Genomic DNA, 19,546 nt, shown 5'->3' with positions numbered 1-19,546 from the left:
GCGCTGATCGACGAGTATTTCGGCGCGTATGCAGCCGCCGGGTTCGACGCGCATCGCACGGACGAGCCGCTCGACCTGATCGAGACCGTGTGGGATACGCCGCTGCCGGTGTCGGTCGACTGGGTGTGGTGGTGTCGCGCGGCCGGCCGCGACGCGTGGGCCGAGCGCGCGCGGTTTCGTCCCTGCGCCGACGCGCGGCGCGCGGCATCGCGATCGGCGCTCACCGCCCTGCCCCCGGCTCGCCGCCGCCGGCCCGCGACGCAACCGCCAGCTCCTCGCCGAAACAGCGCTGGTAATACTCGGCGACGACCGGCCGCTCGGCGTCGTCGCACTTGTTCAGGAACGTGAGCCGGAACGCGAGCGCCGGATCGCGGAAAATCTGGCAGTTCTCGGCCCAGTTGATCACCGTGCGCGGCGACATCAGCGTCGACAGGTCGCCGGTCGCGAAGCCGTTGCGCGTCAGCTCCGCGAGGCTCACCATCGATTCGAGCAGCGGGCGGCCGGCTTCGTCCGCGAGTTCCGGCACGCGCGCGCGGACGATACCGATCTCCTCGTCGCGCGGCAGGTAGTCGAGCGTCGCGACCACGTTCCAGCGATCCATCTGCGCGTGGTTGAGCATCTGCGTACCGTGGTAGAGCCCGTTCAGGTTGCCGAGCCCGACCGTGTTCGCGGTCGCGAACAGCCGGAACGACGGATGCGGATGAATCACGCGGTTCTGGTCGAGCAGCGTGAACTTGCCGTCGCGCTCCAGAATCCGCTGGATCACGAACATCACGTCGGGCCGCCCCGCGTCGTATTCGTCGAAGATCAGCGCGACCGGCCGCTGCAATGCCCACGGCACGATCCCCTCCTGGAATTCGGTCACCTGCACGTCGTCGCGCACGACGATCGCATCCTTGCCGACGAGATCGAGCCGGCTGATGTGGCCGTCGAGGTTCACGCGCACGCACGGCCAGTTCAACCGCGCCGCAACCTGTTCGATATGCGTCGACTTGCCGGTGCCGTGCATTCCCTGGACGAGCACGCGGCGGTTGCGCGCGAAGCCCGCGAGGATCGCGAGCGTGACGTCCGGGTTGAACCGGTATGCGTCGTCGATATCGGGTACGTGGTCGTCGCGCGTGCTGAAGGCGGGCACCGTCAGGTCCGAATCGAACCCGAACCGTTCGCGGACCGACGCCATGCAGTCCGGCTTGTTCGCCACCCCATCCATTGCGTTGCGCTCCTGTCGTTGCTGTCGTTGCTGGCCGCGCGGGCGTCGATCATCGCGCCCGCGCCGGTCGCGCTTATGGAACGATTCGTTCCGTCGCTGAACATGCGTGGCGGGTTGCCGCGCCCACCACCCCACGCGGCCGGCCTGCCGGGCCGTTCGGTACAATGGCCGCCATCCAGTTTCCGGAACGCCTGCCATGCTGCCCGCGGATACGCCCACGCTGCGCGCCTTCGCGCTGCTCGAACATCTCGTCCAGGCCGGCGATGCCGTGTCGCTCGCCGATCTCGTGCGTGAAGTCGATCTCCCGAAGGCGTCGCTGCACCGGATGCTCGCGTCGCTCGAAGCCGGCGGCCTCGTGATCCGCGAGCCGGGCCGCAAGAACGCGTATGCGATCGGCCCGCGCCTCGCGCGGCTCGGCACCGGCGTGATGCTGCACGCGGGCGCGCGCCGGCTGCGCCACGCGATCCTCGAACGGCTCGTCGCCGATCTCGGCGAAACCTGCAACCTTACCGCGCTGCACGACACGGAAGTCGTCTATCTCGACCGCGTCGAAGCCGACTGGCCGTTGCGGCTCGACCTGAAGCCCGGCTCGCGCGTGCCCGCGCACTGCAGCGCCAGCGGCAAGCTGCTGCTCGCGCTGCTGCCGCGCGACGAACGCGCCGCGCTGGTGCGCGCACTGGCGCTGCCGCGCTACACGCCGAACACGATCTCCGACCCCGAACTGCTCGAAGCCGAACTCGACCGTACCGCGCACAACGGCGTCGCGATCGACAACGAGGAATTCGTCGCGGGCATCGTGTGCATCGCGGCGCCGATCGTCGGCGGCGACGGCGCGTGCATCGCCGCGGTCGCCGTGCATGCGCCCGTGTCGCGCGCCCCGCTGTCGCAGCTGCTCGACCACGTGCCGCGTTTGCAGGAAGCGGCGCGCGCGCTCGCGGAAACGTTCTAGTTCACGCACGGCGTGGCGGCGCGCGCGCAACGTCATGACGCGCGCTGGTAGTAGATGTTCTGCGGATGCCGCGCATCCGCGAAGAAGAACCAGCGTTCCGCGACCAGCCCCGCATACTGGATCACGAACGCCGCGCCGAGCGCGACGGCCGCCGCGGCCGACGTCGGCGCGAGCGCACCCGCGCCGGTCAGCACGAACGGCACCGCGAATGCGCCGATCAGGAAGCCGGCCTTCACCGCGCGGAGCGTGCCGTTTCCCTGCCCGTAAAAGAACTCCCGCGTATTGAACGCGCTGGCCGTGAAGCCGCGCGATTTCTGTTCGACCTTGTCGCTGCGGATCCCGGTCGCGCTCTGCACGGTCGACTTCGGCCGCAGCCGCGCATTGCGTGCAAGCGACGCGAGCCGTGCTACGCAACCTGCGAGCGTCAGCACGCAGGCGGCCACCGCGAGCCGGCCGACCAGCGCCGGCGCGAGCCATGCGGCGCACGCCGTCGCCAGCGTGCAGCCCGACGCGCAGCCGAGCAGCACGAAGTTCACGAGCGTCAGCGGGCTTGCCCATTCCTGCAGGAAGCGCAGGCACGCGTAAATCATCGCAGTGCACACGAACAGCGCGACGCTCGCGAGCGCGCCCACGGCGCCGATCAGCAACGTGCCGGGCCAGCCGAACAGGTGCGCCGCGCCATACGCGAATGCACATGCGAGAAATACCGGCAGCGCGATGCATTCGCGCGACAGCCACGACGTGCGCCACATCGCGATCGCGCGCCATGCACGTTCGGGGTGGCCGAGATGAAAGAACGACGCCAGCAGGCCGAGTGTGCCGAGCGCGACCGACAGCGCGGCGCCCGTCACGTAGAACGACGCGGCAATATCGACGCCTGCCGCGCGCGCCAGTGCCTCGACGATCGCGAGCGTCAGCAACAGACCCTGTGCCGCACCGCACAGGGTGGTGAGGAAAACGACCGAAAAGGCTGGGCGCATGGGGACTCCGGTTTTCGTATGAGTGAAGGGCTTGGCGCTCAGCGCTGCGTCGCGAGCGACACGAGATCGATGTCGCCGCGTGCCGCGCGGGCCTCGAATGAATCGTCTTCGCCGAGGCCGTTCGATGCACTGCCGCACCCGCCGCTACTCCCGCACCCGCACGATGCTTCGGTCTTCACGCGCGGCAGGTAATGGTTCGACGGCCGCGTGCCCCATTCCGGCATCAGCTGATAGCCGCCGCGTTCGCGGATCGCGCGCGACACGTCCGACTCCGGATCGTGCACGTCGCCGAACAGCCGCGCCGACGTCGGGCACGCGAGCACGCAGGCCGGCTTCCGGTCGCGTTCGGGCAGCGCTTCGTTGTCGATGCGATCCGCGCACAGCGTGCACTTCGTCATCTCCTTGCGGCCTTCATCGAGTTCGCGCGCACCGTACGGGCATGCCCACGCGCAATACTTGCAGCCGATGCACTTGTCGTAGTCGACCAGCACGATCCCATCCGACTTGCGCTTGTAGCTCGCGCCGGTCGGACAGACGGGCACGCACGGCGGATCCTCGCAGTGCAGGCACGACTTCGGAAAATGGATCGTGTCGGTCATCGGGAACACGCCCGCTTCGTAGGTCTGCACGCGGTTGAAGAACGTGCCGGACGGGTCGTCGTCGTACGGGCGCATATCCGCGAGACTGCCGGCTTCGCCCGACGTGTTCCATTCCTTGCAGCTCGTCACGCAGGCATGGCAGCCGACGCACACGTTCAGGTCGATGACGAGGGCCATCTGGGTCATGGGGGTGCTCCTTCGATCAGCGATCTTCAGACTTCGGGCCGGCGGACGCCGTGCGCCGCAGCCGCGCGGCGAATGCGCCGGTTCCCGCGAAATACGCCTGCACGCGCTGCAGCACGCGTGGCGTGCCCGGCAGCGCCGGCATCGGCGCGAACTGCGGCAACGTCGTGGCCGCATCGGCTTCGGCCGGATAGATCCGCACCTGCACGTCGTACCAGCCGGCCTGCCCCGTGATCGGATCGGAGTTCGACATCCGCGCACCGCCGCGCGCCGCATCCGGCAGCTCGTCGGTGATCACGTGGTTCAGCAGGAAGCCGCGCTGCGACTCGCCCGCCTGCGGCCCGAGGTTCCACGCGCCGGCCGCCTTGCCGATCGCGTTCCAGGTCCACACGGTGCCGGGCTCGACCGCCTCGCTGTAGCGCGCGCGGCAACGCACCTTGCCCCACGGCGATTCGACGTAGATCCACGCGCCGTCTTCGATCTGCTGCGCGGCGGCCGTGACCGGGTTCACGAACAGGTGGTTCTCGCCGTGGATCTGCCGCAGCCACGCGTTCTGCGAATCCCACGAGTGGTACATCGCCATCGGCCGCTGCGTGATCGCCGCGAGCGGATAGCGGCCCGCATCGGTCAGCCCGCTTTCGAGCGAGCGATGCCAGAACGGCAGCGGATCGAAATAGCGCGCGATGCGCTCGCGCAGATGGTCGGGCGGCTGGCGGCCCGACGTGCGGCCCTGCGCGGCGAGCCGGAATTTCTGCATCACGTCCGAGTAGAGCTGGATCACGATCGGCACGCCGAACTTGCGCATCCCGTTGTCGACCGCCCACTGCATGTACGGGCCGTTGCAGTTGCGCATGTACTGCAGCGGCTCCGGCAGCCGGTGGTGATACACGCAGTTGTTCTCCGCGTAACGCTTCCACTGGTCGGGATTCGGTTCGCCGACGACGGCCTTGTCGCCGTCCTTGCCGCGCCAGCCGATCAGGAAGCCGGTGCCGGAATTCGGCGCGGTCTGGAAGTTGATGACGAAATCCGGATAGTCGCGGTACTTGCGTTGCCCGTCCGCGGTCGTGAAGGCCGGAAACTTCAGCCGGCTCGCGAGTTCGATCAGCACTTCCTGGAACGGCTTGCATTCGCCGGTCGGCGGCACCACGGGCACGCGCACCGAATCGACCGGCCCGTCGAATTCGGAGATCGGCCGGTCGAGCACCGACATCACGTCGTGCCGCTCGAGGTAGGTCGTGTCGGGCAGGATCAGGTCGGCGAACGCCGTCATCTCCGACGCGAACGCATCGCACACGACGAGGAACGGAATCCGGTATTCGCCGTCGTCGCGCTTGTCGACCAGCATCTTGCGCACTTCCGTCGTGTTCATCGACGAATTCCACGCCATGTTGGCCATGAAGATCAGCAGCGTGTCGATCGGATAGGGATCGCCGCGCCACGCATTGGTGATCACCGAATGCATGAGCCCGTGCACCGCGAGCGGGTATTCCCACGAGAATGCCTTGTCGAGCCGCGCGGGCGTGCCGTCCGGATGGACGAACAAATCCTCGGGGCCCGCGGGCCAGCCGAGCGGGCCGGTGGCGAGCGGCGTGTTCGGCTTGATCTGCGCCGGGTCGTTCGGCGGTTTCGCCGATGGCGGCACCGCGCGCGGATACGGCGCCTTGTGGCGGAAGCCGCCGGGCCGGTCGATCGTGCCGAGCAGCGACATCAACACGGCAAGCGCGCGGATCGTCTGGAAGCCGTTCGAATGCGCGGCGAGCCCGCGCATCGCATGGAACGCGATCGGCACGCCCTTCACCGATTCGTGTTCCTTGCCCCATGAATCCGTCCAGCGCACCGGCAGCGCGATCGCGTGGTCGCGCGCGACCGTCTCCATCTCGCGCGCCAGCCGGCGGATCGTGTCGGCCGCGATGCCGGTGATGTCGGCCGCCCATTCGGGCGTGCATTCGGCCACCTGCTCACGCAGCAGCGTGAACGACGGCGCGACGGGCGTGCCGTCGTCGAGCGTATAGCGGCCGTCGAGCGCGGGCTCCGCGCCTTCCGTGTGATGCAGCACCGCGCGGTTCGTCTTCGTATCCCACCACATCCGGTTCTGCGGATACAGCGCGTTGACCTCCGGCGCGCCGGCGTCGCGCACGAACAGCCCGAACGTGTCGGCGCCGTCGCGCCGGTCGACCAGCTCCGCCGCGTTCGTGAAGCGCGACACGAATTCGACGTCGAACGCGTCGCGCGCGATCAGCTCGTGCATCAGCGCCATGAACAGCGCGCCGTCGGTACCGGGGCGAATCGGAATCCATTCGTCGGCGATCGCCGCGTAGCCGGTGCGCACCGGATTGATCGCGATGAAGCGGCCGCCCGCGCGCTTGAACTTGCCGAGCGCGATCTTCAGCGGATTCGAATGGTGGTCCTCCGCGGTGCCGATCATGAAGAACAGCTTCGCGTTGTCGAGATCGGGCCCGCCGAATTCCCAGAACGAGCCGCCGATCGTGTAGATCATCCCGGCCGCCATGTTCGCCGAGCAGAACCCGCCATGCGCCGCATAGTTCGGCGTACCGAACTGTTTCGCGAACAGGCCGGTGAGCGCCTGCATCTGGTCGCGGCCGGTGAACAGCGCGAAGCGCTTCGGGTCGGTGGCGCGCAGGTGCGCGAGACGCTTTTCGAGCACGTCGAACGCGACGTCCCACGACACCGGCTCGAACTGCGCGTCGCCGCGCTCGGCGCCCGGCTTGCGCATCAGCGGCTGGGTGAGCCGCGCGGGCGAATACTGCTTCATGATGCCGGACGAACCTTTCGCGCAGATGACGCCCTGGTTGAGCGGATGCGCGGGATTGCCGTCGATATAGCGCACCTCGCCGTCGCGCAGGTGCACGCGGATGCCGCAGCGGCACGCGCACATGTAGCACGTCGTCGTCTTGATCTCGGCCTGCTCGTCCCGCTCGCGTGCCCGATGTTCCATCGTCTGTCCTCGTTCGCGGATTCGCGGATGAGGGCGCGCCCGGCGGGGCGCACCCGTGAATCGGTCCATGCATGCTATGCCGGCACGCGGCCGACATAAAGTCGGATCCTCTGATCGGTGCTATCGGTCAGCCCGATAGTTGCCCCGGCGATCCATCGGCTCGGGCCGGAAGCCGCATGCACGAAGGCCCGGCACGCGGGCCGGGCCTTCGGCGTCGGGCGTTACCGCGCATTACGGTGCATCAACGCGGCGGATAGGCCAGCAGTTCGCTGTCGTCGAGATGCTCGCGGCGGCTGCGGCGCGTGAGCCCGTACGCGACGACCAGCACGCCGAGGCTGGCGACACCGAGCCACAGCGGCTTGCGCTGGTCCGGAATGAACGCCATCGCGACGAGAATGCCGACCATCCCGATGATCGCGACCCAAGTGAGGTACGGATACGCCCACATCCTGACGCGCAGCTTGCTGGCGGCCACCGGGTCGAGACGCTTGCGCAGGCGCAGTTGCGAGAACGCGATCAGCACGTACACGAACAGCGCGACGGTGCCGTACGAATTGACGAGGAACGCGAACACGGTATCGGGCGACACGTACGACATCACGACCGACACGTAGCCGAACACCGTGCCGAGCAGGATCGCGCGCACCGGCACGCCGCGCTTGTTGACCTTCGCGAGCGCGGCCGGCGCGTCGCCGTGGCGGGTCAGCGCGAACAGCATCCGCGACGCCGCATAGAGGCCCGAGTTGAGCGCGGACAGCACGGCCGTCAGCACGATCGCGTTCATCACGTTGGCGGCAGCGGGCAGGCCCATCACTTCGAGCGCGCTCACGTACGGCGTGGCCATCTGATGCGAATTCCACGGCACCAGCGCGACGACGAGCGCCACCGAGCCGACGTAGAACACCAGCACGCGCGTGATCACCGAGTTGGTGGCCTTGGCGACGGCTTTCGCCGGCTCCTTGGCTTCGGCCGCCGCGATCGTGACGATTTCTGCGCCGAAGTAGAAGCCGGTCGCCGCGACCGCCCCGCTCATCACCGGCCCGATGCCGAGCGGCATGAAGCCGCCGTGGCCGAGCAGCGTCGGCAGCACGGAGGTCGTGTGCATCGACGCGGGCCACAGGCCGAGCACGTAGAGGCCGCCGAGGAACAGGAACACGATGATCGCGCCCACCTTGATCGACGAGAACCAGAACTCGAACTCGCCGTAGCTGCCGACCGAGATCAGGTTCGTGAGCGTCAGCACGACCAGCAGCGCGAGGCTGATGATCCATGCGGGCGTATCGGGCAGCCAGAACTGGATCAGCTTCGCGCCGGCCACCGCTTCGAGCGCGACGACGATCACCCAGAAATACCAGTACATCCAGCCGGTCAGGAAGCCGGCCATCTTGCCGGGCCCGCGCCAGTTGCCGAATGCGAGCCGCGCGTATTCGTAGAACGAACCGACGGCCGGCATCGCGCAGGCCATCTCGCCGAGCATCCGCATCACGAGCACGACGAGCACGCCCGTGATCAGGAACGACAGGATCGCGGCCGGCCCGGTCTGCTGAATCACCACGCCGCTGCCGACGAACAGCCCGGCACCGATCACGCCGCCAAGCGCGATCATCGTCATGTGGCGCTGCTTGAGTCCACACTTCAGGTCACTCTGATTCGAGGGTTGCATGTCTTCTCCATATCCAGTTGTCCGGACGCCGCCCGCACGCCACCATCGGGTGAGCACGGGCGCCGCCGGCGACGGCGCGTGCAGGGGCGCCTGCCGCCCCGGCCGCACGGATTTCCATTGCTTTTATTGTGTTCGACAGCCCGGCGCGCGTTGCGTCGCGCCGGGCGATATGCACTGCGTTCAGGGCTTTTCGTCGTTCCTGAAGTAAGACAGGTAGAGCATCCGTTGCCCGAGGCGCCGGAACGGCGCGAACGGGTGGCCAGGCAGCGGCGACGTGAAGATCGGCAGCGTCTGGCGTGCGCCCTTCCCCGCGATCTGCTCGGCCAGCCGGCGGCCGGCCTGCTGCGAATACGACACGCCGTTGCCGCCGTAGCCGAGCGCGTAGTACACCGACTGCCGCGGGTCGGGCTGGCACACGCGCGGCATCATGTCGTGGCTCACGTCGACCCAGCCCCACCACGAATAGTCGATCTCCACGCCGCGCAGCGCGGGAAACTTGCGCGCCATCCCTTCCTTCAGCAACTCGAAGTGACGCGGGTTCGGCGCATCGTCACCGGTGATCGCGCTGCGGCTGCCGATCTGCAAGCGGCGATCCGGCAGGAAGCGGTAGTAGAAGCGCAGCGTACGCGTATCGGTCAGCACCTGTGTCGTGCGGAAATTGCATGCGTCGATCTCCGCGTCGGTGAGCGGGCGCGTGACCATCGAGTTCGACAGGATCGGCATCACCTTGCTGCGCAGCGACGGATGCAGCGTCTGCGCGGTGTACGCGCCGGTCGCGATGCCCACCGCACGGGCCCGCACGACGCCGCCGGGCGTGCGCAGGTGGTGCACGCCGTCGATCGTCTCGAAGCCGAGCACCGGGCTGCTCGTATGCACCTTCGCCCCGGCCTCGCGCGCGAGGCGCAGATAGCCGAACGCGAGCTTCAGCGCGTGGATGCCGATGCCTTCCGGCTCGTGCAGCGCGCCGGCCGCTTCGTGGTCGTTGACGAATTCGCGGCGGAAGGTTTCCGCGCTCAGCAGCTCGGACGGATAGCCGAACACGTCCTTCCACACCTTCGCCTCGGCCGCGAGCTTGGCCATGATGCGCGGACGATGCGCGATCAGGAAATGGCCGCCCGGCTGCGGGTCGCAATCGATTTCCGCCACGAGCGACTTGAAGTGCTCGAAGCCTTCGAGGATCTCGTCGTGCATCTTCAGCGCGACGTCCTTGCCCCAGCGCTTGATCCACTGCGAGCGCGACAGCCGGCCCGATGCGTTCTGCCCCTGCCCGCCGTTGCGGCTGCTGCAGCCCCAGCTCGTGCGGTTGGCTTCCAGCACGACGGCCTTGATGCCGTGGTCCCGCGCGAGGCACAGCGCGGTCGCGAGGCCCGTGTAGCCGGCGCCGATGATCGCGACGTCGACATCGAGATCGCGCGTCACGGGGCCGTCGTCGGGCGGCGGGGTGCCGGCCGTCGCGACCCAGTAGGTCGGCGCGTACTGCCTGCCGCACCCGGGCCCCGGCGACACGAGCGGATCGTAGGTCGGGTCGTAACGCGTATCGTTCGGCCGGCCGCCGGCGAAGCCGCTCGCGGTGCGTTCGATGGAAGGGGTCGACATGCTCAGACCTCCGACACGGGCTGGCCTGCCGCGCCGCAACGGGCGCACGAGGCGATTCGACTGACTGATGCGGGGCGCGCGCTCGCCGCACGGGCGAATGCTGCCGACTGCCTGTTGGTCATGCCTGTCTCCTGATCGTTCTCTTCGGGTCGATCGTGTGCAGATGCTTCCATGCGGCGATCTGTCGAGGAAAGTGTAGGCAGGCCGATTTGTCGCAGGTAGGGCCAGTCGACCGGATTCGCTTGGACCAGCGCGCGAGCGGCGAACGGCGCGCGGCAGAGGGCGACGGTGAGCGACGGAGCAGCCCAGGCAAGACATCGCCAGAAGACCGGGGCGCCGATACGACCCCACGCTCCGCCCCCTTCCTCCGTCACATCGCCCGCACTGCGACGCCGTCCACGCCGCCGCGCTTCTCGATCGCTCGCGCGGACACGATCGACAGGAGTGCAGACAACATCACGTAAACCCCGACGAGCCACGGCGCCCCGCCATTCACGCGCAGCAACGCGGTCGCGACGATCGGCGTGAGGCCGCTCGCGAAGATACCCGACACCTGGTAGACGAACGAGATGCCCGTGTAACGCACGTTCGCGTCGAACAGCTCCGCGAACAGCGCGGCCTCCGGCCCGTACGCCATCGCGTAGAAGATCCCGAACGGGATCACCAGCGCGAGCCACACGGCGAGCAGGTGGGTCGACTGCGTCTGCAGCAGCCAGAACGCAGGCAGCACCGCCAGCCCGCACAGCGTCGCGCCCCACCGGTACACGCGCGCACGGCCGAGCCGGTCGGACAGCCCGCCGAACACCGGGATGAACACGCACATCACGACCGCCGCGCTCATCACGCCGAGCAGCGCGTCACCGCGCGAGATCGACAGGTTGCGCGTCATGTAGCCGATCGAGAACACCGCGAACACGTTGAAGAACACGCCGTCGATATAGCGCGCGCCCATCCCGAGCAGGATCGCCTGACGATAGTTGGCGAGCAGCTCGACGACCGGCAGCTTCGTATCGCGCCGCTGGCGCTTGAGCGCGACGAACTCGGGCGTATCGGCCACGCGCGTGCGGATGTAGAAACCGGCCGCCACCAGCAGCAGCGACGCCGCGAACGCGACGCGCCAGCCCCACGCGAGGAACGCGGCGTCCGGCAGCGCACGCGACAGCGCCGCGACCACGCCGGCCGCGAGGCACAGCCCGATCGCGAGCCCGATCTGCGGCAGGCTCGCATACAGCCCGCGCCGGTGCGGCGGCGCGTACTCATAGGCCATCAGCACCGCGCCGCCCCACTCGCCGCCGAGGCCGATGCCCTGCAGCACGCGCAGCGTCAGCAGCAGCACCGGCGCCCACATGCCGATCTGCGCGTAGGTCGGCAGGAACGCGACGCCGGCCGTCGACACGCCCATGATCAGCATCGTCAGGATCAGCGCGGACTTGCGCCCGACGCGGTCGCCGAGATGGCCGAACAGCAAGCCGCCGAGCGGCCGCGTGATGAAGCCGACCGCGAACGTCGCATACGCGAGCATCGTCGACACGAACGCGTCGCCGGCCGGAAAGTACTGCTTGTCGAACACGATGCCGGCGACCACGCCGTACAGGAAAAAGTCGTACCACTCGACGGTCGCGCCGATCACGCTGGCCGCGGCCACGCGTCGGACGACCCGGGAATCGATTGCCATGCGAGCTTCTCCAGGTAAGGATGCGCCGCAACCTGCCCCGGCGCCGTACCGGCGGGGGCAGCGATGAACGCGCGGCGGCCGTCCGGGCGCAGGCGCACGGGCCACGCGGGGTGATGCGTGGCGACGCTCTACGCGAGCGCCTCGGCGGCCGGCGCGACGCTGCGGCCGCGATCGGCCGCGCGCGCGTCCTCGAGGATCATGTCGGACGCCTTCTCGGCGACCATCACGATCGGCACGTTGGTGTTGCCCGATACGAGGGTCGGCATGATCGAGCAGTCGACCACGCGCAGTCCGCGCGTGCCGTACACGCGCAGCCGCGCGTCGACGACCGCGAGCGGATCGCTCGCGACGCCCATTTTCGCGGTGCCGGACGGATGGAAAATCGTCTGCCCGTATTCCCGGCAGAACTCGAGCAGTTCGTCGTCGGTCTGCGCGTCCGCGCCCGGCCGCACCTCGCGCTTCATCAGCGGCGCCATCGGCTCGGTCGCCGCGACGCGACGCGCGAAGCGCACGCCGGCCACCGTCGTGCGGCGGTCGCGCTCGGTGTCGAGATAGTTCGGCTGGATCGACGGCGCGTCGCGCGCATCGTCGGTGCGGATGCGCACGGCGCCGCGCGATTCGGGCCGCAGCTGACAGATCGAATACGTGCAGCCGGGAAACGGATGCACGCTGCCGCCCGCCGAATCGGCCGACAGCGTCGAGAAATGGAACTGAATGTCCGGCGTCGCCGATTCGTCCGGCAGCGCACGGCAGAACATCCCGCCCTGGTTGATGCCGATCGCGAGCGGGCCGCCGCGGAACAGCGCCCACTGCAGCCCCATCTTCGCGCGGCCGATCCACGAATGCAGCTCGTCGTTGGTCGTGATCGGCTTCGTCACTTCGTAGATCAGACGAATCTGCAGATGATCCTGCAGGTTCTCGCCGACGCCCGCGCGATCGGCGACGACCGGAATCCCGTGCCGGCTCAAGAGCGCGGCCGGCCCGACACCCGACACCTGCAGCAGTTGCGGCGACTGCAGCGCGCCGGCCGCGAGAATCACCTCGCGCAGCGCACACACCTCATGCACGTTGCCATGCTGCACATACCGCACGCCGGACGCCTGCGCGCCGTCGAACAGCACCTTCAGCGCCTGCGCATCGGTTTCGACATGCAGGTTCGGCCGCCCGCGCGCGGGCTTCAGGTAGGCCACCGCCGTCGAGCAGCGCAGCCCGTTGCGCGTGGTGAGCTGGTAATAGCCCACGCCTTCCTGGTCACCCGTATTGAAATCGTCGACCATGCGCACGCCGAGCCGGTTCGACGCGGCCACGAACGCATCGACGAGTTCGTGCCGCTGCCGGATCGCGGACGCCCACAGCGGGCCGCCGGTGCCGTGCGTGGGCCCGTCGCCGAGCGTGTTGTGTTCGAGCTTGCGGAAATACGGCAGGCACTCGCGCCAGCTCCAGCCGCGATTGCCGAGCGCGGCCCAGTGGTCGTAGTCCTGCTGCTGCCCGCGCACGTAGATCAGCCCGTTGATCGAGCTGCAGCCGCCGAGCGTGCGGCCGCGCGGCCAGTACAGGCGGCGGTTGTGCATGTTCGGATCGGGATCGGTGTGGAAGCCCCAGTTGTACACGGGGTGGAACATCGTCTTGCCGTACCCGATCGGCACGTGGATCCACATGGAGCGGTCGGCGGGGCCCGCTTCCAGCAGGCACACCGTATGGCGGCCGCCGTCGGACAGCCGGTTGGCGAGGACGCAACCGGCCGATCCCGCGCCGACCACGACATAGTCGAAGCTGCGTGTCATTCCGTGTCTCCGTTCCGGGGTTTTGGAAAAATCCGGTATGTTTCGTCCAAATTTATTGAGCCCACGGAACGCGTACAAGCCGATTTATTGTCCACGGCGCGAATGTGGTACAAAAACCGTTCAATTCGTTTCATTTCCGTCGCACACACCATCCCGGGACGCACGCCGATCCCGACGGAGGAGACACATGCGCGAAACCGCCCCCGCGCCGCCCGATGGCGCGCCCGCCGACGACGCGCGCGTCCTGCGCGCACTCGCGGTGCTCGAAGCACTCGCGTCGGCCGGCCAGCCCTACACGCTGTCGCAGCTCGCCGCGCGGCTGCACATTCCAAAGGCGACGCTGCTGCGCCTGATCGAATCGCTCGAAACGCGCGGCTACGTGATTCACATGCCCGACTCGCGCGGCCATGATCGCGGCATCGCGCTCGGCCCGCGCGCCGCGCAGTTCGCGCTCGCGGCACTGTCGAACAACACCTTCACGCGCGGCTGCCGCTCGGTGCTGCGCTCGCTCGTCGACGTGCTCGGCGAGACCTGCAACCTCACCGCGCTCGACGGCGACACGGTGCTGTACGTCGAACGCGTCGAGACGACCGAGCCGCTACGGCTCGAGATGCGGCCCGGCATGCGCGTGCCGCTGCATTGCACGGCGAGCGGCAAGCTGTTCCTGTCGCAGCTGAATGCGCTGGAGCGCAACGCGATGCTCGCGCGGCTCACGCTGAAGAAGATGACCTACCGGACGCTGACCGATGCGCAGTTGCTCGCGGCCGAGCTCGACCGGCTCGCCGCGCGCGGCGTCGGGATCGACAACGAGGAGTTCGTGCGCGGGATGGTGGCGGTGGCGGTGCCGGTGAAGGAGGCAGCTAGCGGCCGCGTGCTCGCGGCGCTTGCCGTGCATGCGCCGACTGCACGCGCGACGCTCAACGATTTGCTGGAGAACGTGCCGAAGATGCGGGAAGCGGCTACGCGGTTGGCGCCGCTGCTGCATGCGGCCGAGGATGCGCCGCCGGGTTGATTGCCGTCGCGCGCGAAAGCGTCGGAACCTTCAAGCCAGGTGGTAACGCAGCCAGAAAGTCTCGCGGCACGCGTTGTCGAACGTGATCCGCGTCGGGCCGATCGGTTGCGCATCGGGATGGCGCAGCACGTCATAGTCGATCCAGCATTCCGCGCACAGCAGGTCGGACGGCGCGCGGTCCTGCTCGACCGAGCGGCGCACGATCGCGCCGTTGTCGAAGCGGTATTCGGTTTCGTCGCGCGTGACTTCGACGTCGTCGTCGGTCCAGCGGTCGTGCGACGTCGTGTGCGACACGATCGACACCGGGCCCGAGAGTCCGTGGATCGCGGCGACGTAGGCAATGAGCTTGTCCATGGCGAGGCGGCAAGGAAACAGATGGCCGCATCACGCAACGCATGCTGCGCGATACGGCCCGAGCGGCGAGTATAGCCGCGTGCCGAAGACCTTGCCGCCGGCGGGGTTTCGCGCGCTACGCCTCCAGCGCGAGCAACGCGAACGTCGCGAGCCAGTGCTCGCCCATGTAGTCGCCGGCCACGTGCGCGAGTGCGCTCGCGAGATGCCGGTCGGCCGCGTCGAGCAGCTTCGCGCGCCGCGCATCGCCTTCCGGCAGCGCGCCGGCCAGCGCCCGCTGGCACCACGCGCGGCTCAGGTTCAGCCCGTCGAGGTGCGCGATCTTGCCATCGCTGCGATCGCTGACCGTCGCCGGCTCGAACAGCGTCGCCGGCTCGCCGCGCGCGAGATCGGGCAAAAAGCGCGCGAACCAGCCGTCGAATTCGGCAGCCGGCAGCACGCGCCGCATCAGCTCCGCCTCCATCAGCGCGGGCGACAGGAATTCGTCGCCCGACGGTTCCCACGCCTGGCACGCGACATCGTTCAGGTGCCAGCGCTTCGCGGTATCGACGATCAGCGCCGCGAGCCCGTCGCGCTGCGTGTCGCGCGCGAAGTCGAGCGTGAGCGCCAGCGCGAACGCGGTGTTGAAGTGCGTGCCGACGCGCAGCGGATAGGTCGCTTTCGGCAGGAAGGTCTCGAAGCGCGACACGAACAGGTCGGTCAGCGGCGCCATCGTCTTCGCCCAGCGCGCGGCCTGCGGCATCGCCCCCTTCAGTGCGAGCCGCTCCAGCTGCACCGCCAGCGCGAGCAGCCACGCCCAGCCGTACGGCCGCTCGAAACCGGCGTTGTGCGGCCGCGCGAGATACGCGCGCTCGCCGGCGACGTTCGCGTCGGTGAAGTGCGCATCGACGATCGCGACGATGCGTTCGGCCTCCGGCAATGCCGGGTAGCGTTCGAGCACGCGCAGCACGAGCCAGTAGCCGTGCACGCACGAGTGCCAGTCGTAGCTGCCGTAGAAGATCGGGTGCAACGCGCGCGGCCCCAGCACGTCGTGCGGACCTTCGAGCGCATGCGTAAGCTTGTTCGGATATTCGCGGGTCAGGTGCGCGAGCGCGAGCGACGCGAATTTCGAGGCGAGTTCGGGGGTCAGTCGGTCGGTCATGGGGATCTCGTCAGAAGCGGAATGCGAACGCGTACATCAGCAGCGTGTTCACGGCGAGCAGCAGCAAGGCCGTCGGCCACTGCACCTTGATCACGCCATTCTTGTCCTTCAGTTCGAGCAGCGCCGCCGGCACGATGTTGAAGTTCGCGGCCATCGGCGTCATCAGCGTACCGCAGAAGCCGCTCAGCATCCCGATCGCGCCGACGATCGCCGGATTGCCGTGGAACTGGTGGACGATCAGCGGCAGGCCGATGCCGGCCGTCATCACGGGGAACGCGGCGAAGCCGTTGCCCATGATCATCGTGAACAGCGCCATGCCGACCGTGTAGGCCGCGACCACCGCGAACGGCGAATCGATCGGCACCCACTCCCTGACGAGCCCCGACACCACGCCGCCGACACCCGCGACCGCGAACAGCGCGCCGAGCGCCGCGAGCATCTGCGGCAGGATCGCGGCCCAGCCGACCGCGTCCATCGTGTGGCGCGCCTCCTTCACCGCATGCACGGGCGAATCGCGCAGCATCGCGAGCGCGACGGCGAACGCGACGAGCGTGCCGAGCACGAGCGAGATCAGCGTCACGCTCTTCGGGTCGACGAACGGCACGAGCTTCAACGCGAACGTGCCGATCAGCGTGACGACCGGAATCAGCAGCGCGGGCAGGAACAGCGTGTTGCCGAAACGTTGCGCGAGTGTCTCGCGCCGTACCGCCGCTGCCTCCCCGGCTTCGTCGGACTTGCCGCGCCCGAGCTTGCCCGAGCCTGCAATGACCGCGAGCGCGATCGCGAGGCAACCCGTCACGAAATGCGGCAGCAGCGCGCCGAACAGGAACGTGGCCGCGTAGATCGCCCAGAACGCGAAATTGACGACGCGGCGCGGGTTCGTGCGGTCGGTCAGGTTGAAGTAGGCGAACGCGGCGAACATCAGGCCCGCGAGCGTGTACAGCGATTCGAGGCCGATCATCGCGCGCCCTCCTGTGCCACCAGGCCGAAGCCGCGCGTGAGCCGGCGGTCGAGCAGCGCGAGGCGCGTGCAGTGGATCAGCAGCGCGGCGATCGCGGTCGGGATCGCCCACACCGACAGGTGCAGCGGCTCGATGGAGATGCCGTTCTGTTCGAGAAAGCCCTTGATCAGCAGGATCGACTGGATCGCGATGAAGATGTCCTCGCCGAAGAACACGGCGACGTTGTCGGCGCCCGACGCATGCGCGCGGATCTGCTGGCGCACCGATTCGGGCAGCTCGCCGTGCCGGTTGACCGCGGCGGCCTCCGCCATCGGCGCGATCAGCGGCCGCACCATCTGCGCATGGCCGCCGAGCGACGTGAGACCGAGCGCGGCCGTCGCCTGGCGCAGCACGAAGTACAGCATCAGCACACGGCCCGTGGTGGCCGCCTGCACGCGCGAGATCATCCGCTTCGCCTGCTCCTTGAGCCCGTTGCGCTCGAGCAGCGCGATCACCGGCAGCGTCAGCCAGATGAGCCCCATGTAGCGGTTTTCGGTGAACGCCTTGCCGAACGCGCTGACGATGTCGACGAGATTCAGCCCGCCCGCCAGCCCCGTCGCGAGCCCCGCGATCGTGACCACCAGCAGCGCATTGAAGCGCAGCGCAAAGCCGATCACGACGATCGGCACCCCAATCAGCACCAGCATTGCTCCTCCTTGTGTCGAATGCGCGGCGCCTGGGCAACGCGCCGCCTGCCCGGTTTCGACCGGATTCAGTCGGCGCAATCTAACACGAGACTTTATCGATAAATAGTCGACAATTTGCTGCTTCGGGTAAACGTTGAAGCGTGCGACCACGGTGCCCGGGCCATGTGTCGACGGTGTTTCATCCGAAGAATCGGGGGATGGCCGGACGGCGCGAACGCACCGGTTGCGGCACGCGCGTCAGCGCCGGGGCCGGCGGCATGCAGCGGCCCGCCGCGCGTGGCGGAGCCCCGGTGCGCCGACTACACTGGAAAGCATCGGCAACGGACGGGAGAGCCGCCATGATTGACGTATTCCAGACCATCGGCAGCCGCGCGTTCTCCGCTCATCTGGCGAAGGACGGCATGGTGACGCTGATGGAGCAACGCCATGAGGTCGACCGCGTGACGCTCGCGACCGCGTATGCCGCGCTCGTCGAAGAGTCCGAGCAGGAAACCGACCTGCTCGACGCGACGGTCGAGGGGATGATGCGCGCGCTGATCCAGGGGTACGCGCGCAGCCATTGACGGCACGGCCCTCGCCCGTTGAAGCGGATGCCGGGCGGGCGCGGGCGCTACGCGGCCGGCGTACCGGCGCCCATGTCGAACCACCGGCCCGCGCGCAGTTGCCGGTAGTCGGCCTGCGTGAAGATCCTCGGCAGGTTCGCGACCGCGCCGTTGCTGGCACGGTCGAGTGCCGTCATGAACGCTTCCACCTCGTCGCGGCCGGCAAACAGGATCGTGCTGAAGTCGCGTTCGCGTTCCGCGTCGGACAGGTTCGTTGCGCGCAGCTGGTACGGATGGTGAAGCGCCGCGAACAGGAAGTAAAAGCACTCGGCGTCGTCGCGCAGCACGCGCACCGCGTCCGGATCGACCGGAAAATCGCTATGGAACGACGCATGCCCGCTCTCGATGGGGATCCGGTACAGCAAGCGGCCGTCGTGCTCGGTCACGATCGGCGCGTACGGATCGCGGCTGGCCGGCTGGGTGTCGGGCATGGTCATCCGGCATGCCCCGTCTTCTTTAGCGAAGCCGCCACGGTAACATGCCGGCTTCCGCGGCCGGTCGCGCCGAAACCGCCGGACCGGCATGCGCGGGCCGCCCCGGCTCCCCTGCTGCCGGCAAACACCGCACCGTCATAGAGGAAACGCACTGAAACGGCACCATGCGCGAATTTTTCGATTGCCGCCGCCCGCGCCGCATGACAGCATGCGGGCGTCGCCAACCGAATAGAATGCCGTGCCGTCCGGCCGCCGATGCCGTCCGGCGGCGCCGAACAGGCAGCCCCTTCCATGAACCCGGCCCACCTCCAACACTACGAACCGACCGGAGAATTCCGCTTGTGAACATCGGCATCGTCAACGACCTCCCGCTTGCCGTCGAGGCGATGCGCCGCGCGATCGCGCGCCGGCCCGAGCACCGCGTGCTGTGGGTCGCGACCGACGGCGCGCAAGCCGTCGAGCTGTGCGCCGCGCAGCCGCCCGACGTCGTGCTGATGGACCTGATCATGCCGAAATTCGACGGGATCGAAGCGACGCGGCGGATCATGCGATCCGAACGACCGTGCGCGATCCTGATCGTGACGAGCTGCATCGGCGCGAATGCCTGGCGCGTGTTCGAGGCGATGGGCGCCGGCGCGCTCGACGCGGTCGATACGCCGCGGCTCGGCGACGGCGCGGCCGGCGACACGACCCGCCTGCTGCTCGCGAAGATCGACCAGATCGGCCGCCTGCTCGACGCGCCCGGCGGCACGCGCGTCGCCGGC

The 19,546-nt window shown here is 68.5% G+C and carries 17 protein-coding genes and 1 pseudogene; 5 read left to right on the top strand and 13 right to left on the bottom strand.

Going from position 1 to position 19,546, the window contains the following annotated elements:
- Positions 1-180 (top strand): annotated as a pseudogene (locus G3N96_RS39405) (LysR family transcriptional regulator); the annotation flags it as partial.
- A 40-nt stretch (positions 181-220) separates the two neighbouring features.
- Here the strand turns inward: G3N96_RS39405 and G3N96_RS31445 are convergent.
- Complete coding sequence (locus tag G3N96_RS31445; RefSeq protein ID WP_206139606.1) at positions 221-1,210, bottom strand: AAA family ATPase; 990 nt, start codon at positions 1,208-1,210, stop codon at positions 221-223.
- Positions 1,211-1,406: 196 nt separating this feature from the next.
- Here G3N96_RS31445 and G3N96_RS31440 point away from each other — a divergent pair, with 196 nt between their 5' ends.
- A complete protein-coding gene (locus G3N96_RS31440) occupies positions 1,407-2,159 on the top strand; it encodes an IclR family transcriptional regulator (protein WP_206139605.1) in 753 nt (250 codons plus the stop codon).
- Between the two features lie 32 nt (positions 2,160-2,191).
- On the opposite strand, the gene G3N96_RS31435 is transcribed toward G3N96_RS31440, so the two are convergent.
- The 7 genes from G3N96_RS31435 to G3N96_RS31405 all read right to left on the bottom strand — a co-directional run bounded on the left by G3N96_RS31435 (position 2,192) and on the right by G3N96_RS31405 (position 13,595).
- Positions 2,192-3,139: a DmsC/YnfH family molybdoenzyme membrane anchor subunit gene (locus G3N96_RS31435; RefSeq protein ID WP_206139604.1), complete on the bottom strand. Its 948-nt coding sequence runs from the start codon at positions 3,137-3,139 to the stop codon at positions 2,192-2,194.
- Positions 3,140-3,177: 38 nt separating this feature from the next.
- The gene (locus G3N96_RS31430) at positions 3,178-3,924 is read right to left on the bottom strand and encodes a 4Fe-4S dicluster domain-containing protein (RefSeq protein WP_124577436.1); all 747 of its coding nucleotides are present in this window, start codon (positions 3,922-3,924) and stop codon (positions 3,178-3,180) included.
- Positions 3,925-3,940: 16 nt separating this feature from the next.
- Positions 3,941-6,877 carry a molybdopterin oxidoreductase family protein gene (locus G3N96_RS31425; RefSeq protein ID WP_206139603.1) on the bottom strand — a complete coding sequence of 979 codons (2,937 nt, stop codon included), beginning with the start codon at positions 6,875-6,877 and terminating at the stop codon, positions 3,941-3,943.
- 241 nt (positions 6,878-7,118) lie between these two features.
- Entirely contained in the window at positions 7,119-8,540 is a 1,422-nt protein-coding gene (locus tag G3N96_RS31420; RefSeq protein WP_206139602.1) for an amino acid permease, read from the bottom strand.
- Positions 8,541-8,720: 180 nt separating this feature from the next.
- A complete protein-coding gene (locus tag G3N96_RS31415) occupies positions 8,721-10,136 on the bottom strand; it encodes an FAD-binding oxidoreductase (protein ID WP_206139601.1) in 1,416 nt (471 codons plus the stop codon).
- Between the two features lie 370 nt (positions 10,137-10,506).
- The gene (locus G3N96_RS31410; RefSeq protein WP_206139600.1) at positions 10,507-11,811 is read right to left on the bottom strand and encodes an MFS transporter; all 1,305 of its coding nucleotides are present in this window, start codon (positions 11,809-11,811) and stop codon (positions 10,507-10,509) included.
- A 128-nt stretch (positions 11,812-11,939) separates the two neighbouring features.
- A complete protein-coding gene (locus G3N96_RS31405; protein WP_206139599.1) occupies positions 11,940-13,595 on the bottom strand; it encodes a choline dehydrogenase in 1,656 nt (551 codons plus the stop codon).
- 187 nt (positions 13,596-13,782) lie between these two features.
- Here G3N96_RS31405 and G3N96_RS31400 point away from each other — a divergent pair, with 187 nt between their 5' ends.
- The gene (locus G3N96_RS31400; protein WP_206139598.1) at positions 13,783-14,607 is read left to right on the top strand and encodes an IclR family transcriptional regulator; all 825 of its coding nucleotides are present in this window, start codon (positions 13,783-13,785) and stop codon (positions 14,605-14,607) included.
- Between the two features lie 30 nt (positions 14,608-14,637).
- Here G3N96_RS31400 and G3N96_RS31395 read toward each other — a convergent pair whose 3' ends face one another.
- The 4 genes from G3N96_RS31395 to G3N96_RS31380 all read right to left on the bottom strand — a co-directional run bounded on the left by G3N96_RS31395 (position 14,638) and on the right by G3N96_RS31380 (position 17,746).
- The gene (locus G3N96_RS31395; RefSeq protein WP_206139597.1) at positions 14,638-14,961 is read right to left on the bottom strand and encodes a hypothetical protein; all 324 of its coding nucleotides are present in this window, start codon (positions 14,959-14,961) and stop codon (positions 14,638-14,640) included.
- Positions 14,962-15,076: 115 nt separating this feature from the next.
- Positions 15,077-16,099 (bottom strand): DUF2891 domain-containing protein, encoded by a 1,023-nt coding sequence (locus G3N96_RS31390; protein WP_206139596.1) that lies wholly within the window; start codon positions 16,097-16,099, stop codon positions 15,077-15,079.
- A 10-nt stretch (positions 16,100-16,109) separates the two neighbouring features.
- A complete protein-coding gene (locus tag G3N96_RS31385; RefSeq protein WP_206139595.1) occupies positions 16,110-17,060 on the bottom strand; it encodes a DUF979 domain-containing protein in 951 nt (316 codons plus the stop codon).
- Complete coding sequence (locus G3N96_RS31380; RefSeq protein ID WP_206139594.1) at positions 17,057-17,746, bottom strand: DUF969 domain-containing protein; 690 nt, start codon at positions 17,744-17,746, stop codon at positions 17,057-17,059. Before G3N96_RS31380 ends, G3N96_RS31385 begins: the two co-directional genes overlap by 4 nt.
- A gap of 338 nt (positions 17,747-18,084) precedes the next feature.
- Here G3N96_RS31380 and G3N96_RS31375 point away from each other — a divergent pair, with 338 nt between their 5' ends.
- A complete protein-coding gene (locus tag G3N96_RS31375; RefSeq protein ID WP_011355611.1) occupies positions 18,085-18,309 on the top strand; it encodes a hypothetical protein in 225 nt (74 codons plus the stop codon).
- Positions 18,310-18,356: 47 nt separating this feature from the next.
- Here the strand turns inward: G3N96_RS31375 and G3N96_RS31370 are convergent, their stop codons facing one another.
- Positions 18,357-18,779, bottom strand: coding sequence for a hypothetical protein (locus tag G3N96_RS31370; protein WP_241022911.1), 423 nt, complete (start codon positions 18,777-18,779; stop codon positions 18,357-18,359).
- A gap of 344 nt (positions 18,780-19,123) precedes the next feature.
- On the opposite strand from G3N96_RS31370, the gene G3N96_RS31365 reads away from it, so the two are divergent.
- On the top strand, positions 19,124-19,546 hold a 423-nt coding region (locus G3N96_RS31365), incomplete at its 3' end, for a response regulator (protein WP_206139592.1).

This window comes from Burkholderia sp. Se-20373 (assembly GCF_017104705.1).
Lineage (GTDB): Bacteria > Pseudomonadota > Gammaproteobacteria > Burkholderiales > Burkholderiaceae > Burkholderia.
The sequence above is the reverse complement of the archived record's forward strand: the minus strand, read 5'-3'. Positions and strand labels throughout refer to the sequence as shown.